At 67.0% G+C, this 13,723-nt stretch carries 14 protein-coding genes and 1 pseudogene; 8 read left to right on the top strand and 7 right to left on the bottom strand.

Annotated elements, in window-relative coordinates:
* The first annotated feature begins 145 nt into the window (after positions 1 to 145).
* Together AAT21_RS02610 and AAT21_RS02605 are read left to right on the top strand one after the other, a co-directional pair.
* Positions 146 to 787: a DedA family protein gene (locus tag AAT21_RS02610; RefSeq protein WP_079025395.1), complete on the top strand. Its 642-nt coding sequence runs from the start codon at positions 146 to 148 to the stop codon at positions 785 to 787.
* 250 nt (positions 788 to 1,037) lie between these two features.
* Entirely contained in the window at positions 1,038 to 1,568 is a 531-nt protein-coding gene (locus AAT21_RS02605) for a hypothetical protein (RefSeq protein ID WP_235438652.1), read from the top strand.
* Positions 1,569 to 1,576: 8 nt separating this feature from the next.
* Here AAT21_RS02605 and AAT21_RS02600 read toward each other — a convergent pair whose 3' ends face one another.
* Together AAT21_RS02600 and AAT21_RS02595 are read right to left on the bottom strand one after the other, a co-directional pair.
* Positions 1,577 to 1,801, bottom strand: a complete 225-nt coding sequence (locus AAT21_RS02600) for a DUF2277 domain-containing protein (protein WP_046775049.1) — start codon at positions 1,799 to 1,801, stop codon at positions 1,577 to 1,579.
* A 16-nt stretch (positions 1,802 to 1,817) separates the two neighbouring features.
* Positions 1,818 to 2,492 (bottom strand): TRADD-N-associated membrane domain-containing protein, encoded by a 675-nt coding sequence (locus AAT21_RS02595; protein WP_235438651.1) that lies wholly within the window; start codon positions 2,490 to 2,492, stop codon positions 1,818 to 1,820.
* A 129-nt stretch (positions 2,493 to 2,621) separates the two neighbouring features.
* On the opposite strand from AAT21_RS02595, the gene AAT21_RS39950 reads away from it, so the two are divergent.
* A complete protein-coding gene (locus AAT21_RS39950; protein WP_099895366.1) occupies positions 2,622 to 2,696 on the top strand; it encodes a 50S ribosomal protein bL37 in 75 nt (24 codons plus the stop codon).
* Positions 2,697 to 2,885: 189 nt separating this feature from the next.
* On the opposite strand, the gene AAT21_RS02585 is transcribed toward AAT21_RS39950, so the two are convergent.
* Positions 2,886 to 4,205 (bottom strand): UDP-glucose dehydrogenase family protein, encoded by a 1,320-nt coding sequence (locus tag AAT21_RS02585; protein ID WP_046775047.1) that lies wholly within the window; start codon positions 4,203 to 4,205, stop codon positions 2,886 to 2,888.
* A 432-nt stretch (positions 4,206 to 4,637) separates the two neighbouring features.
* Between AAT21_RS02585 and AAT21_RS02580 the strand changes: the two genes are divergently transcribed.
* Positions 4,638 to 5,882 (top strand): glycosyltransferase family 2 protein, encoded by a 1,245-nt coding sequence (locus AAT21_RS02580; protein WP_235438650.1) that lies wholly within the window; start codon positions 4,638 to 4,640, stop codon positions 5,880 to 5,882.
* Positions 5,875 to 7,011, top strand: coding sequence for a glycoside hydrolase family 26 protein (locus AAT21_RS02575; protein ID WP_235438649.1), 1,137 nt, complete (start codon positions 5,875 to 5,877; stop codon positions 7,009 to 7,011). Before AAT21_RS02580 ends, AAT21_RS02575 begins: the two co-directional genes overlap by 8 nt.
* Before the next feature lie 7 nt (positions 7,012 to 7,018).
* On the opposite strand, the gene AAT21_RS02570 is transcribed toward AAT21_RS02575, so the two are convergent.
* Positions 7,019 to 7,837 (bottom strand): glycoside hydrolase family 26 protein, encoded by an 819-nt coding sequence (locus tag AAT21_RS02570; RefSeq protein ID WP_235438648.1) that lies wholly within the window; start codon positions 7,835 to 7,837, stop codon positions 7,019 to 7,021.
* An 804-nt stretch (positions 7,838 to 8,641) separates the two neighbouring features.
* Between AAT21_RS02570 and AAT21_RS37315 the strand changes: the two genes are divergently transcribed.
* Positions 8,642 to 9,883, top strand: coding sequence for a hypothetical protein (locus tag AAT21_RS37315; protein ID WP_157879609.1), 1,242 nt, complete (start codon positions 8,642 to 8,644; stop codon positions 9,881 to 9,883).
* A 307-nt stretch (positions 9,884 to 10,190) separates the two neighbouring features.
* On the opposite strand, the gene AAT21_RS35090 is transcribed toward AAT21_RS37315, so the two are convergent.
* The 3 genes from AAT21_RS35090 to AAT21_RS02555 form a co-directional block, all read right to left on the bottom strand.
* A complete protein-coding gene (locus AAT21_RS35090; protein ID WP_235438647.1) occupies positions 10,191 to 10,934 on the bottom strand; it encodes a hypothetical protein in 744 nt (247 codons plus the stop codon).
* A 588-nt stretch (positions 10,935 to 11,522) separates the two neighbouring features.
* Positions 11,523 to 12,092 (bottom strand): AAA family ATPase, encoded by a 570-nt coding sequence (locus AAT21_RS02560; protein WP_079025394.1) that lies wholly within the window; start codon positions 12,090 to 12,092, stop codon positions 11,523 to 11,525.
* Complete coding sequence (locus AAT21_RS02555) at positions 12,089 to 12,847, bottom strand: GntR family transcriptional regulator (RefSeq protein ID WP_046775042.1); 759 nt, start codon at positions 12,845 to 12,847, stop codon at positions 12,089 to 12,091. Before AAT21_RS02555 ends, AAT21_RS02560 begins: the two co-directional genes overlap by 4 nt.
* 465 nt (positions 12,848 to 13,312) lie before the next feature.
* Between AAT21_RS02555 and AAT21_RS02550 the strand changes: the two genes are divergently transcribed.
* A complete protein-coding gene (locus tag AAT21_RS02550; protein WP_046775041.1) occupies positions 13,313 to 13,582 on the top strand; it encodes a DUF6284 family protein in 270 nt (89 codons plus the stop codon).
* Positions 13,579 to 13,723 (top strand): annotated as a pseudogene (locus AAT21_RS39615) (DUF6303 family protein); the annotation flags it as partial. The gene AAT21_RS02550 and the pseudogene AAT21_RS39615, both read left to right, overlap by 4 nt.

Raw genomic sequence — 13,723 nt, 5'->3', positions numbered from 1 at the left:
ACGGTGGTGGTGCGCGATGCGCCCCGGGCACCCGGGGCGGGAGTGCCGGGCGTACGCTGTATGGCTGTCAGCCGCCCCTGCCGCTCCCCCGCGACGTCGCGGCGCTTCATGCCGCAGCACGTCAACCGGACTGGGGAGTCCCGCTTTGTTTGAGACTCTGGGGTCGCTGACCGCGAGCCCATGGATCTACGCCCTGGTGGCGCTGTCCATCGTGCTCGACGTCTTCCTCCCGGTGCTGCCGAGCGGGGTGCTGGTGATCACCGCTGCGGCGGCCGCGGCGGCCGCAGGTGCGGCGGGTCCCGTGCCGGTCCCGGGGCCGGAGCAGGTGCCGGACATCCTGCTGCTGCTCGTGATCGCGACGACGGCGTCGGTGCTGGGTGACATGGCCGCGTACCGGCTGGGCCGGCGTGGTGGGGCCAGGCTGGACCGCGCCATCGCCCGCTCGCGTCGGCTGACGCGCGCCCAGGAGCGCCTGGGCGCGGCCCTCGCACGCGGTGGCGGGGCCCTGGTGGTGATCGCGCGCTTCGCCCCGGCGGGGCGAAGCGTGGTGTCCCTGGGTGCGGGCAAGACCCAGCGCAAGGTGACGGAGTTCCTGCCGTGGTCGGTCCTGGCGGGCATGGCGTGGGCCGGCTACAGCGTGGCTCTCGGCTATTTCGGCACCCAGTGGCTGGGTACGCAGTGGCTGGGCACGGCGGTGTCGATCGTCGCCCTGTTCGCCGCGGGCGCGCTGGCGGCCTTCCTCGTACGCCGCCCGCCCTCGGCGCCGGCCGCGTCCCCGGCGGCGTAAGGGGACGCAGACGGTCGTAGGGGGCACAGGAAGGCGACGTGCGGTCCGGTCGGGCGGGCGGACACGCCCCGGGGCGAGCGCCTGATCCGGGGGCGGGATCCCCCGGGCGGAGCAGTGGCTCACCCGTTCACCCGGCCCGGATCGCCGCCTCCGGCCCGGGCTCCTAGCGTCCGGAGAACGGTGCGCAACCGAATCCGCGTCACATCCGTGGCCCGGTCGCGCCGTTTCGAGGAGCCGAGGAGTTCTCTCCATGCCCGCCACGTCGCTCGCCCAGCCGCCGGCCACCGCGCCCCGTCCGCGGTCCGCCGCTCCGCGCCGTCTGATGACCGCCGCGGCCGCCGCCCTCATCGTCGCCGCCGCCACACCCGTCACGCTCGCCCACGCGGCTCCGTCCGCCAGCGTCTCCCCCACCGCGGCCGCCCCGGGCGGCCGGGTCGCCCTGAACATCACCGGGTGCGGCACCAAGGCCGCCCGGGTCACGTCGACCGCGTTCAGCGAGGTTCGGCTGACTCCCGGCAACCTCGAAGCCACCAACCTCTTCGGCAACGCCACGGTCTTCTCCAACGCCAATCCCGGCACGCACCGGGTCACCTTCGAGTGCGGCGGCCCGGGCGGCGAGCGCGTCTCCGTGTCCCTCCAGGTCACCACGGGTGCCGCGCGCGGCGGAACGGGCGGCAGCGTCGGCTCGATGAGCCCGGCCCAGATCGCCGTCGGCGGCACCCTCGCCGTGGGCGCCCTGGTCGGCGGGGTGTGGGTGCTGCGCCGCCGCGCCGCCGCATAGGCGGCGGATCACGCCGGGGCGGCCTGCCCCCGTACGTGGACGCCGTCGAGCAGGGCCGCGGTGGCCTCGGCGACGGCGTCCACCGCCGCGTCGAACACCTCGCGGTTGTGCGCGGCGGGCACCCGGAAGCCGGACACCTTCCGTACGTACTGCAGGGCGGCGGCCCGGATCTCCTCCTCGGTGGCCTTCTCGGGGATGGCGGGCGGACGCAGGGTCTTGATCGATCGGCACATATCTCCACTATCCCGCTCACCGGGGCAGTTCGGCCCCGGAAAGCTTCATGATCAGGCCGGCCTGGAGGCGGGCCCTCAGCTCCGGGTCGTCAACCGACTCCAGCAGCCCGATGGCCTGCTGGGTCGTCTCGGCGGCCCGGCGGTCGTCGCGCAGCGCGGCGGTCTGGTCGGCCATGTGCCGCAGGGCGATGTCGGCCCGCCGGTGGAAGAGCTGCCCGATCAGTGTCGTGACCAGGCCCGTCGCGCTGGTGACGATGCCGAGGTACAGCTCCCCGCCGGCTTCGGCCTTCCGGACGGCGAGCCCGATGCCGAGAAGCAGGATCGCCGCTCCGGCGCCCGCGAACCGCTGGCTCGTCCCGAAGCTGCTGCGCGCCTGTGTGAGCCCGTAGGCGTAGTACTCGACGAGGATCGGGGTGAAGTCGTCCCGGCGGTCGCCGAGTTGGGCCTGTGTGTCCGGGGTCCGGATGCCGCCGACGTCCTCGAACTTCCGGGGGCCCGGCACGGCGAGGGTGGGCCGTGCCGCGGCGTCGTCGGGCCCGGCCGTTCCGGTGAGGTGCGCGAGCAGCCGTTCCCGCTCCTCGTCGCGTTTCCGCTCGAAGCCCGCGCCCAGGGAGCGCTCCGTGACCACCAGTACCAGCACGGCCGCGAGCACCGCCGCGGCCACCGCGCCCCACGCGAGCCAGTCGCCCATCCTCCGACGATCCCACGCCCCGGGGCGGCGGCCAAGACCGCGGGACTTCCCGGTGCTGATGCGAACACGGCGGCCCGGGCCTAGACTGGCGGCGTCATGAAGGTCACCGAGAGTAGGGAGACTGTCACCATGGCCAAGCGAGGCAACAAGAAGCGGGCCCGCAAGAAGAAGAAGGCCAACCACGGCAAGCGCCCCAACGCCTGAGCCGACCGAAAGACCCCCGCCCCACCGGGCCGGGGGTCTTCGCATGTCAGGGGAAAGGGCGTCACGTCACGCAATTCCCCGGAACGCACACAATCCACTTCAACGCCGCCAGGGCCTGTTCAGGTTCACATCACGAGTTTCCGCAATGCCGATCAGCGCGTTTCTCCCCGTCCCCGGACGCCGGGTGTTTCACGGCCGGCCGAGTGCCCGATAGGTCCATCCGGCCTGACGCCACTGCGCGGGATCCAGTACTCCACGTCCGTCGACGACCCGTGGTACGGCGACCACATCGCGAAGCATCTCCGGATTCAGGTGGCGGAACTCTTCCCATTCGGTCAGCAGAAGGACGAGATGCGCTCCCTGCAGGGCGTCCTCCAGGCTCAGGGCATAGCCGAGGCTCGGGAAGGACTTGCGCGCATTGTCCATGGCCTTGGGGTCGTAAACCGTGACGTCACCCCCCATCAGCTGGATCCGACCCGCCACGTTGAGTGCGGGTGAGTCCCTCACATCGTCGGAGCCGGGCTTGAACGCGGCGCCGAGCACGGCAATCCGGCGGCCCAGGAACTGCCCGTCACACTGTTCCCGCGCCAGTTCGACGGTTCGCGTGCGGCGGCGCATGTTGATGGAGTCCACCTCCCGGAGGAAGGTGAGTGCCTGATCGACACCGAGCTCTCCGGCCCGGGCCATGAATGCGCGGATGTCCTTGGGCAGGCAGCCCCCGCCGAATCCGACACCAGGGCGCAAGAACCGGCCGCCGATGCGTTCGTCGTGGGAGAGCGCCTCGGCAAGCTTGCCGACGTCGGCTCCGCCGGCCTCACAGACCTCTGCCATGGCGTTGATGAAGGAAATCTTGGTGGCCAGGAAGGCGTTGGCGGACGTCTTGACCAGCTCTGCGGTCGGGAAGTCGGTGACGACGACCGGGATCCCCTTGTCGGTCACCGGCCGATAGACCTCTTCGAGGGTCGTTCGTGCCGCGTCGGACCGTACACCGAAGACCAGCCGGTCGGGACTCAGGGTGTCTTCGATCGCGAAGCCTTCGCGCAGGAACTCCGGGTTCCAGGCCAGCTCGGCGAGTTCACCGACCGGTGCGAGTTCGGTCAGCCGATCGGCGAGGCGAGAGGCCGTACCCACCGGCACGGTCGACTTGCCCACCACCAGGCACGGCCGCTCCAGGTGGGGCGCGAGTTGCTCGATCACCGCGTCGACGTAACGCATGTCCGCCGCATAGCCGTTCTTGACCTGGGGCGTTCCCACGCAGGAGAAGTGCACGTCGCCGAATGCGGCCGCTTCCTCGTAGGACGTGGTGAACCGCAGGCGACCGCCGGCCACATGCTTGGCGAGGAGAGCCTCCAGGCCGGGCTCGTAGAAGGGCGCCCGGCCGGCCTGCAGTGCGGCGACCCTCTCGGGGTCGACATCGACCCCGAGCACCTCGTGTCCGATCTCGGCCATGCAGGCCGCATGTGTGGCACCGAGGTAGCCGGTGCCTATTACTGTGACGCGGAAAGGCATGCGGCCCCCTCGGTCAGCCGCCCTGTGTGCGGTTGTTCCACTGTTCGGATCAACACCTTAAACCCGCAGAACCCGCACGAATTCACCAGACGCCCCACAGCGGCGGCCCGGAAGGGTTGTAACGGATCGGGCATCTTTTCGACATCATTCCTGGAACGATTGGGACTCGCAGCCGAGACCATTGAGCCGTAATGACCGAATTGAGACAGTTCGGAGACTCGTTAGCTCCCATAGCTTGACCCAGTCCAGAAAACCCGCTCGCCAGAGCCGTCGCAATCTCTTCACTTTTTCTACACACAGACGGGACATGTGCGGTCACGCGCCCTGCGCCTGACAGCCCGGTTCCGGGGATGGCACATGCTCGCGTTTCTGCTTGAGATCAGAGAATGGTGGAATCACGGGAGCGTCTACCCGTTCGCCGTTTTCATGACGATGATCTGGGCACTCTGGGTGCTTCGCATCTTCCTGGCCCGCCGCTACAAGCCCTGGACCCGGAGCTACGACGCCTCCACTTCCGTCATCATCCCGGTGGTCGACGAGCCGGAGGACCTGTTCAGGTCCGTTCTCCGGCGCATCATCGACCAGCGGCCGACGGAGATCATCGTCGTGATCAACGGTCGACGGAATCCCGAGCTCGAACGGATCTGCAACGACGTCGGTGTGATGTGGCTCTGGACCGAGATCCCCGGCAAGCGCAACGCCCTGCGCGTCGGCCTGGAACACGCCACGGGTGAGATCGCGGTGCTCGTCGACTCGGACACCATCTGGACCAAGGACACCCTGACCGAGCTGATCAAGCCGTTCCGCCAGCGCAAGGTCGGCGGCGTCACCACCCGCCAGCGCATCCTGGACCCCGGCCGTTCCGTCCTGACCCGCTGGGCGGACTGGCTGGAGAGCGTCCGGTGCCAGTACTCTCTGCCCGCCATGAGCGTCGTGGGCACCGTCGGCTGCCTGCCCGGCCGCACCATCGCGTTCCGCAAGCACATACTCGACAGATGCATGGAGGACTTCCTGAGCGAGAAGTTCCTGGGAGTCTTCCTCGAGGTGAGCGACGACCGGACCCTGACGAACTACACGCTCAAGGCCGGCTACAAGTGCGTCTACCAGTCCACGTCTCTCGTGTACACCGACGCCCCTCTGGAACTGAAGAAGCTGGCGAAGCAGCAGTACCGCTGGGCGCGCGGCTCGCAGTACAACACGATGCGCATGTTCTGGTGGATGCTCCGGCACGCCAAGATCCTGTGGCTCTTCTACATGGCGGACATCCTCGTCCCGTTCGTCCTGCTCGGCACGTTCGCGTCGTGGGGCGTCTCCGCCTTCCAGCGGGACAGGCCCGGAATCTACAATGAGCTGCCGCTGCCCGAAGTGCCCTGGCACGCACTGCTCTTCATCCTGGCTCTCGCGGCCGTCATGTCCATCCTCTCCATGGCGGTCAGGTTCGGCAGGCACTTCGCCTACCGCCCTCAGGACATGTTCTTCCTCCCGGTCTTCATGCTGATCAACACGTTCCTTCTGCTGCCCGTACGACTGCTGGGGTTCTTCCGTATGGCACACAACGCGAGCTGGGGCACACGCGCCGACAGCTTCGCCGGTGAGAGCGCCCGCAGCCCCCTGGTCGTCATCCCCTACCTCCTCGGCGGAGCCCTGCTGTTCGGATCGGTGATGATGAGTGTCTAGGGCCAGGACCAAGAGCCGGCGCCGCAGGCGCCTGCGCTGGTGGAACCGCGGTACCGGCATCCGGCTTCGCCTGTGGATGGCCTTCAATCTGGTGCTGCTCTGCGGGCTCAGCTACGGCGTCTACCTGCTGGTGCAGTCCAACGCGACCCCCGCCTTCGCGGGTTTCGGACAGCAGGAGAACAAGCCGGGCATCACCGAACGACTCAAGCCGGGCTCAACCGACAAGCCGATACCGAACCGCGCGGACTTCCTCGCGCCGAAGGGCAAGCACTTCGGCGTCAGCACCTTCGAAGCGCCGTGGTCCACCTCGGAGATCGACAAGGTGGCCACCGCAGCCGGCACCCGCCCCACCATGGTCGAGTACTTCGTCAAGTGGACGGAGGACTTCGAGCCGGAGGCGGTCGACGCCTCCTACCGGCAGGGCATGCTGCCCGTACTCTCCTGGGAACCCTGGGCGGGCCCGAAGGCAGGGCTGGACCAGCCCGCGTACTCCCTCGCGTCCATCGCGGCGGGAGAGCACGATGCCTACATCAGTCGTTTCGCCAAGGGGGTCGGTGATCACAAGTGGCCCGTCGCCCTGCGCTTCGCCCATGAGATGAACGGCAACTGGTATCCCTGGTCCGAGCAGCGCAGCGGCAACAAGCCGGGCGACTACGTCAAGGCATGGCAGCACATCCACGAGCTCTTCAAGGCCGCCGGAGCGGACAACGTCATCTGGGTGTGGAGTCCGAACATCCTGCGCCCCGTACCGAAGGTGAGCCTTCAGGCCCTGTACCCGGGTAAGGAGTACGTCGACTGGGTCGGTCTGGTGGGCTACGCGGCAGAAGAGAAGAATGCCGCCCAGGTGTTCGACCCCACCCTGGAAGCCCTGCGCAAGTTCGCCGCCCACCCGGTGCTCATCACCGAGACCGGGGCCCGGCCGGGCCCCCTCAAGGCACCCTGGACCGCGGACTTCTTCACCTGGCTCGACAAGGTGCCGGACGTCATCGGGTTCATCTGGTTCGAGCGCAGTGAAAACGAAGGCGGCGGCGCCGACTGGCGCTTCTCCATCGACCCGGCTACGACCCAGTCCTTCAGGACGGGACTCAGCGGAATCGACCTCGTGTCGACCGCCGGGCAGTCCGGCTGACTCTCTCTCAGCCCGACAGAATCGGCTCGCCGCCCGGAACGTCCGCGAGCTCCAGGCCGACGAGCCCCCCGCGGAAGGCGTTCTGCGTCTCGGCGGTCTCCGCGAACCGCCAGTCCTGCTTGCCCCCCTGCTCGATGCTCCGCTCGAACCACACGAAGCCGATCACGTCGGGGCGCCCCCGCAGCCAGGTGAAGAAGTCCGCGATCCACAGGGCCTTGTCGTCGCCGGGCCGAGCGCCGGTCTCCGCGATCAGGACAGGCCTCCGGGTGAACGCCCGGATCTCCTTGAGCGCCGGTTCGAAGACGTCCGCAGCCCGCATCTCGTGCTTGCGGTAGCCGCTCAGGCCGACGATGTCGACGTACTTGTCGCCGGGGTACAACGGCTGCAGACGGACCTTCTCCACCGTGCGCAGAATGTTCGGGCTCCACTGCCAGGCCACGTTGCGCACGCCGGCCTCGGTGAAGATGTCGTGGACGTGGCGCCAGGCCTTCACGTACTCGCCGGCGCTGTTCCCGTTGCGCTGCTCCGCCCACGGGAACCACGTGCCGTTCATCTCGTGCGCGAACCGCAGGATCATCGGCCGGCCGTGTGCCTTCACGTCCTGGGCGAACCGCCTGATGTAGGCGTCGTGGCGGCCGTTGGAAATCTCCGCCAGCGCGTACTGCGGCTGCTCGGTCCCGGCCGCGCCCGAGCCCCAGGGCTCCCACGTCAGCAGCGGGACAGCGCCCTGCTGGTACGTCGCGTCGACGGCGTCCCGGCGGTAGTCCTCGGTCCACTTCGCGAAGTACTCCAGCAGGTTCGGGCGCCCACCCGCCCGCTGCGCCACCAGGTCCGTCTCCTGGGGCGACCACGGCGTCTCGAGCGTGCTGACGCCGAAGTACTTGCCCCGCTCCGGGATCAGTCGCTGAGCAACAGGCGAGACGGCCGGCGCTGTCGGGCCGGGAGGGGCCGTGCTCTGCTCCGGAAGACTTTCACGCGCAGCCGAGCTCCCCGCCGACCGGTCGGGAGCTCCCGCGCTGGAACAGCTAGTCAGCACCGCCGACATGGCCAGCAGCACCGCCGGAAACACCCGGCGGCTCGACCGGACGGCCGCGGGACCGGCGAAGGCGGCTCTGACACAGGTGGACACAGGGGAAACCTACCTGGTGGGCGCAGAGCCTCGACCGGCGAGGCCGCCCGGTGAAGACGAACGGGCTCCTGGGGAGTCTCCCGGAAGCCCGTTCTCAAGAAATGCCTGGTCAAGCACGGTGGGCGCGGACGGTTTCGAACCGCCGACATCTGCTTTGTAAGCTCGCCAGGCCAGGAAGGCGACATCGGATAGCCTGCCCGCCTGCTTTCCAACCACCGCGTCAGGATCAGCCGCGACCCCTCGGTGTGCGCAGCCGTTGCCGTCAGCGGTTGCCGTCAGAACACAACTGCTGGCACACGGCTCCGGAGGCCCCGTGCGTCTCACGCGTTTCTCCAGGTCAGGGGTGCAGAGTCCGTTGGATCGACCATGCCAGTCCACGCATAGGCCGTGGCTCTCGGATGCGGGGCGCGGCCGCAATTCTCGGGCGCCGACTCCTCTGGTCCGCCCGCATGCGAGGAAAATGCGGCACCGTCTTCGGGCCGCCGTTGATATTATCCCGACATGGCAGACCTTCTGGGTGAGATCATTGCTCGCTACCTTGGTTCAGGCGACTTCAACGGATATTCCTTTTATGGGGAGCCGGAAGGCGTCCGACGCAAGGCTGTTGGGCTACTTGATGCTGGGCTGATTGAGGTTGTTAGCGAGGCGGACTATCCGAATCCGCACATTCGCCCCTGGTCGACCCGTCGGCCGATCGAACAGCAGCGGGAGGATATCAATAACTCGGGCGCCGGGAATATGGCAATCTGCCTGTATCCGACCGCAAAGGCACTGGAGGGTCACCTCGGAGCCCAGCTCTACCGCGATGAGCCGTACCGTCGTCAACTGGCTGAAGGTCGCGGAAGGCTGGACCTGTCTTATTTCAGGTTTGACGTTCTTGAGAGCTACCGTAATGATCCTCGCTTCCACTTCGATTTTGATGACTTTGGGGTGAGGGCGTCAATCTCGGCCGAGGTCTACCTGGATGAGGATGAAGATCCCAGCGATAAGACCTCGATTCACCATGTCGGCTTTGCCTACGATGAGAATACTGTCATGCGCGACAGTATCGAACCGATTGTTCGCTATGTCTGCGCGTTTCTGGGGGATCTGTCCAAGCTGACTCCTGCTCATCAGCAGCGATGGAGGACCTACGAGGTCGCAGCGAAGCCGGAAGTAAAGCCGCACCCCGTCTGGATGGCTGCCCAGATGGGAAATTGGCCCGATGGGCTTGGCCCCTTCGCGCGGTTCTTTTTCGAGCTTGAGACTTGGAATGATTTCCATGCACAGGCGTTTGGTGTGCCACTACTCAAGACCGTGGAACGGCCGCGTGAGTTCGGCTGGGTTCTCCGCCCCTCTCAGGCCGAGTATGATGCGTTCATTCATCAGCTGGACAAGCTGCTTTCCGAAAATCTGCGTCATGCTGCTTTTGATGCGGCCGGCGTTGATCGGAAGGATGAGAACGGTCAGCCAATCGGAAGCCTTAACCGACTGGACCGACTCCTGGCAATGAAAAATATTCCGGAAGATGAGCGCCGCAGTGTGCTCAAGCCTCTGCGTGACATTCGTGCAGCACGCCAGAAGCCTGCCCATACTGTCCGCGAGAACATCGCCAACAAGACCTTCATTCGAGATCAGGCCGAACTCATGGCACTCGTAGTCGAGAGCATCGCGTTGCTCCGGATGTTTTGGCAGGGCCATCCGAAGAATGCCGGATGGCAGGAGCCGGACTACATTGCTGAGGATCGGTATTACTGGCTCTAATGCATGTGCAGCGCTGAGCCCCCCCGCGGCTCGAATGGGCGCTCAGTGCTGCCATGGCATCCATCGGGTGCGGGTCCGCGATCCTGCTCAGGCCGCGGGATCCCGACGGGGTTCCGACCCCCCTCCCCGCACCGGCCAGCCTTGTGATCTGTAGCTCTAGCCAGACCGGTCGTCGACGGTCATACCAGCTGCTCTGAAGCCCCCGAAGGACGGTGGCTGGCAGGGGCGGTTGCTGAGGTTGCGGTGCGGGGCTGCTGTACGGCCAACGCGCCTTGCCCTGGGTAGCGAGCTGTTGACCAGATCTCGGTCACGTGAGCCAGGGCGGTGTGGCGAAGCTTGCGTCCGCTCCCTCGTACCAGGCCCATTCCAGTTGGCGTCCGAACCCTCCGTCTGGTGTGCCGGAGGTTAGGAGAACGCCGTCTTCTGGCACTACAGGAACTACTCTCCGCTTCCCCGCCTGGACCACTTCGATCTGCAACCACCAGGAGCATCGCACGCTCTCGGCGCGACCAGTGACCAGCAGCGATTGGGACTCACCAGGAGGAAGCGTGATGACGTGATCATCAAAATACGGACGGCTGCCAGTGCGGACCAGATACTCAATCGAGTCCTCGTAGGCGGCGCTCCAGGCTTCAGGCTGATCATCATCTAGCAGAAAGTCCAACACGATCGCCCCTGCTGCGCCAGCTGGTGGGTACCTAACCCAAACAGCGCTGTAAGGCTCGCCAACTTCTCCTCGGTGAACCTTGATTGAGGTGATCGTGAGTGGTTGCTCTGAGCGGTTCTCGACCAGGAGCTTGACCGTTGTCCGTTTGAAGTCGGCGGCACCCTGTTGACGAAGCAGTCGATATAGAGGCACGTACGTGCGCTTGTCAGGGGGCACGTGCTGTGGCAAGGCTTCGTCTGTAGGCAAGGCGAGCTCCCAAGCCTTGGAAACTATCACCTCTCCCGTGACGACTAGCGGATCACCGCGCTTCAGCCAACGCCGGAGAGCCACGACAACCCAAACGACCGCCGCAGCCAACAGGGTTGCAGCGACACTTTCGATCACTCGTGAGCTCCTTGTCGGTACGGGCGAGATCACCACTTCATCATCCGCAGGATATGTGGCCTGCCTGGCCCCCACCCCTGCTTCGGTGACCTCCGCCGCAACCCTCCCAACTCCCATCCCGTCTGCCGTCGGCCCACACGCATGTGGGCCAGGCACGGCACCGGGCGTCCAGGTGGAGCGCGCCACTGTACGAACGACATGGACGCCCAGTGCCGTGCCTGTTCGGCTTGTCCTGGGCCGATGGCGGACGGGATGGGAGTTCCCCGCCCCCCAGCCATCCACGGGCCGGCACCCACGTACGGTGCACCGCCATCCCGGAGCCTGAGGCCCCCGCCAGAGGCATGTCGGTGAAAGATGGAATCGACGGTCCGTCGGGGCTCAACTCATGCCCTTGGGCCTATCCCAGCCGTAGGGGCGGGCGTCGGCGCAGCGGGGGCGGAGCGGGCCGAAGGTAGGAGCGTCGCCCCGAGCGGAGCCGGGAAGCCCACCCGGCGGAGCGGAGCGCAGCCGGGTGCTTGGTCGGGTAGGGAAAGTCCTACCGCGCCACCCTCCGGAGATGGTCGGGCTGCACTTCAGGCCCCACCTGCCTCAGCGGAAGCTCTTTAGAGCACCGATCACGGTTGCGGGATCGCCGTCATACTGTACGTGCGGCTCGTTGGCCTCAGGGGGGAAGAACCGGGCGCGATAGCGCTGGAGGTCGCTCTCCGAGAAGTAGATAGCGTTCGGGTCGTTCGCGTGGAACTCGTTGCGCCTACTGATCCGGTCCCACAGCTCGTCATGGTCCACCGCGAGGTAGACGACGAGAGGGATGGCCCCCGCGTCGGTGGCGATCGAGCGCCACTTCGCTCGCTCCTCCGGCGTCCAGAAGCCGTGATCGACCACCACGTCGTGACCAGCTTTCAGGTGCTCTGTCAGCTCGACGGCCACGTCTTCGAGGACGGGGCGCTCAAGAGTCGGAAACATGCCTCGCGGAAAGTCCACCCCGTACACGCCGTGCCGGCGGAACATCTCCTCGTCCGGGCACAGGCGCACAAAACCGCGGTCGGTGAGGGCGCGGGACAGGGTGGTCTTCCCGGAGCCGGGAAGCCCCACCATGAGGACGCAGATCGGCCGGCAGGGCAGCGTGGGGTTCCCCTGTGTCTCGTCCGCGCCGCTCATGCGACGACCTCGGATTCCGTCCGCCATGTCCGGCCGGGGCCACCGAGGTCTACGCCGTACTCCACGACGTTGCCCTCGCTGTCGACGAACTTGGCGGTCATGACGACAACCGGGTCCGCAGGTGCGTCGTCGGGATCCAGCTCCAGGAGTTCCATGTACTCAGGGGTCAGGCGGGAAGCGGACGCTGTGTCGATGCGGTGGCTGATCGGATGTCCGGTCACCTCCGAGATGAGCTGCAGCGAGGTCCCCCCGGTCAGCCGTTCGCTCACCGCCAGCTGCGGAATCAGCTGGGCGTAGCGAGCGGGAATCCACGACGTGCTGTGCGCGACGATGCCGTGCCGGTCCCGGTAGACGCGGCTACGGCGGACCACTTCGGAGCCGGGCTGAACATCCAAGGCCTGCGCCACATCCGCGGGCGCCGGCACCACGGCGGCCTGGTGCGAGTCGGAGCGCTCGCCGTCTCCCCAGCTGGAACCCGTACGGCGCCCGCGGTCCTGTCGCTGAGAACCGGAGGACATGGGGGAAGGCGGGTCCAAGACCTCTGTGCCGATGCCGTGGATGCCCCGAATGAGTCCGTCATTGCGGAGCTTACGCAGCGCCTTCTCCACTGTGGCCGTGCTGACCTGCCACTCCTCCGAGAGGTTCTTGATGCTCGGCATGAGGGTGCCCGGTTGCAGCTCACCGGACGCAATCAGCTCGGCGTAGTGGGCAGCAATCCTCGCGTAAGGCGCCCGATTGTCGGCCTGGCCTGCCATGTCGTTCGCTCCTCGTCGTGACATCCCTGAGGTTCCCTAGCTTACTGCTTGACACCGCAGGGAACCCTAGGGAACCTTAGGGACGTGCTCGCCGAATGGTTACACCGGCCGGGGAGTGCCGGACCTCGCCGTGCCCTGCTTCGTGGCCGGTCGAGGTCAAGGGGCCCGGGATAGAGCGGGCCGAGGGTCCCGGATCCCTGGTCAACCGGAGGGCAAGACCGAAAGGTCACCGTCTCGCACGCCTGCCACGGGAGCGCGCTCCCGAAGGCGAGACACGTGAATCACCAACTTCGCAGTCACACGGCTGCGGCTGGTTGCCTCCTCCGCTCGTCCGCCGCTTCGGCGGCGTACGGGCGGGGTTGAGGGGAGCCGGAGTTCTTCCTGCTTCACAACGAAGTGCAGCCCCGGTGCTGGAACACCGGGGCTGCTGTTCGGTCCCGTTCCTCCACAGAAGGAGCAAGACCCATGAAGTCCATCGCTGCACTTCACGACGTTGTTACCCCGTGGTCCGACGGCCTGGAGCCGTCGGACGCGGAGCTTGAGGCGATCGAGGTCGAGTTGCCGCTGATCCTGGCGGAACGCGACCTGCTCGACGCGCAAATCATGACGCTGGACCGCACGCCCACCGAGGTGGACGTGCAGCGGATCCGCCGGGCGTGCCGGCGGGTGCTCGCCGCCCGGACCGCGCTGGAGAACAAGGCCGCCCACCTCCCGTCTTCCGGCGGCGCGGCATGAACAAGCAGATCTTCGGCGCGCAGATGTCCCTGCGCTGCTGTGGCACCACCAGCCTGGCCGCGACGGACGGTCCGTGCTGGCAGCTGTATGTGGCCATGAGCGGTCTGGTCAGCGAGTGGCCCACCTACACCTGGCCGCCCA

This window comes from Streptomyces yangpuensis, from assembly GCF_001005295.1.
GTDB classification, from domain to species: Bacteria; Actinomycetota; Actinomycetes; order Streptomycetales; family Streptomycetaceae; genus Streptomyces; species Streptomyces yangpuensis.
Note: the sequence above shows the minus strand (reverse complement) of the source record. Positions and strands in the feature narration are given on the sequence as shown.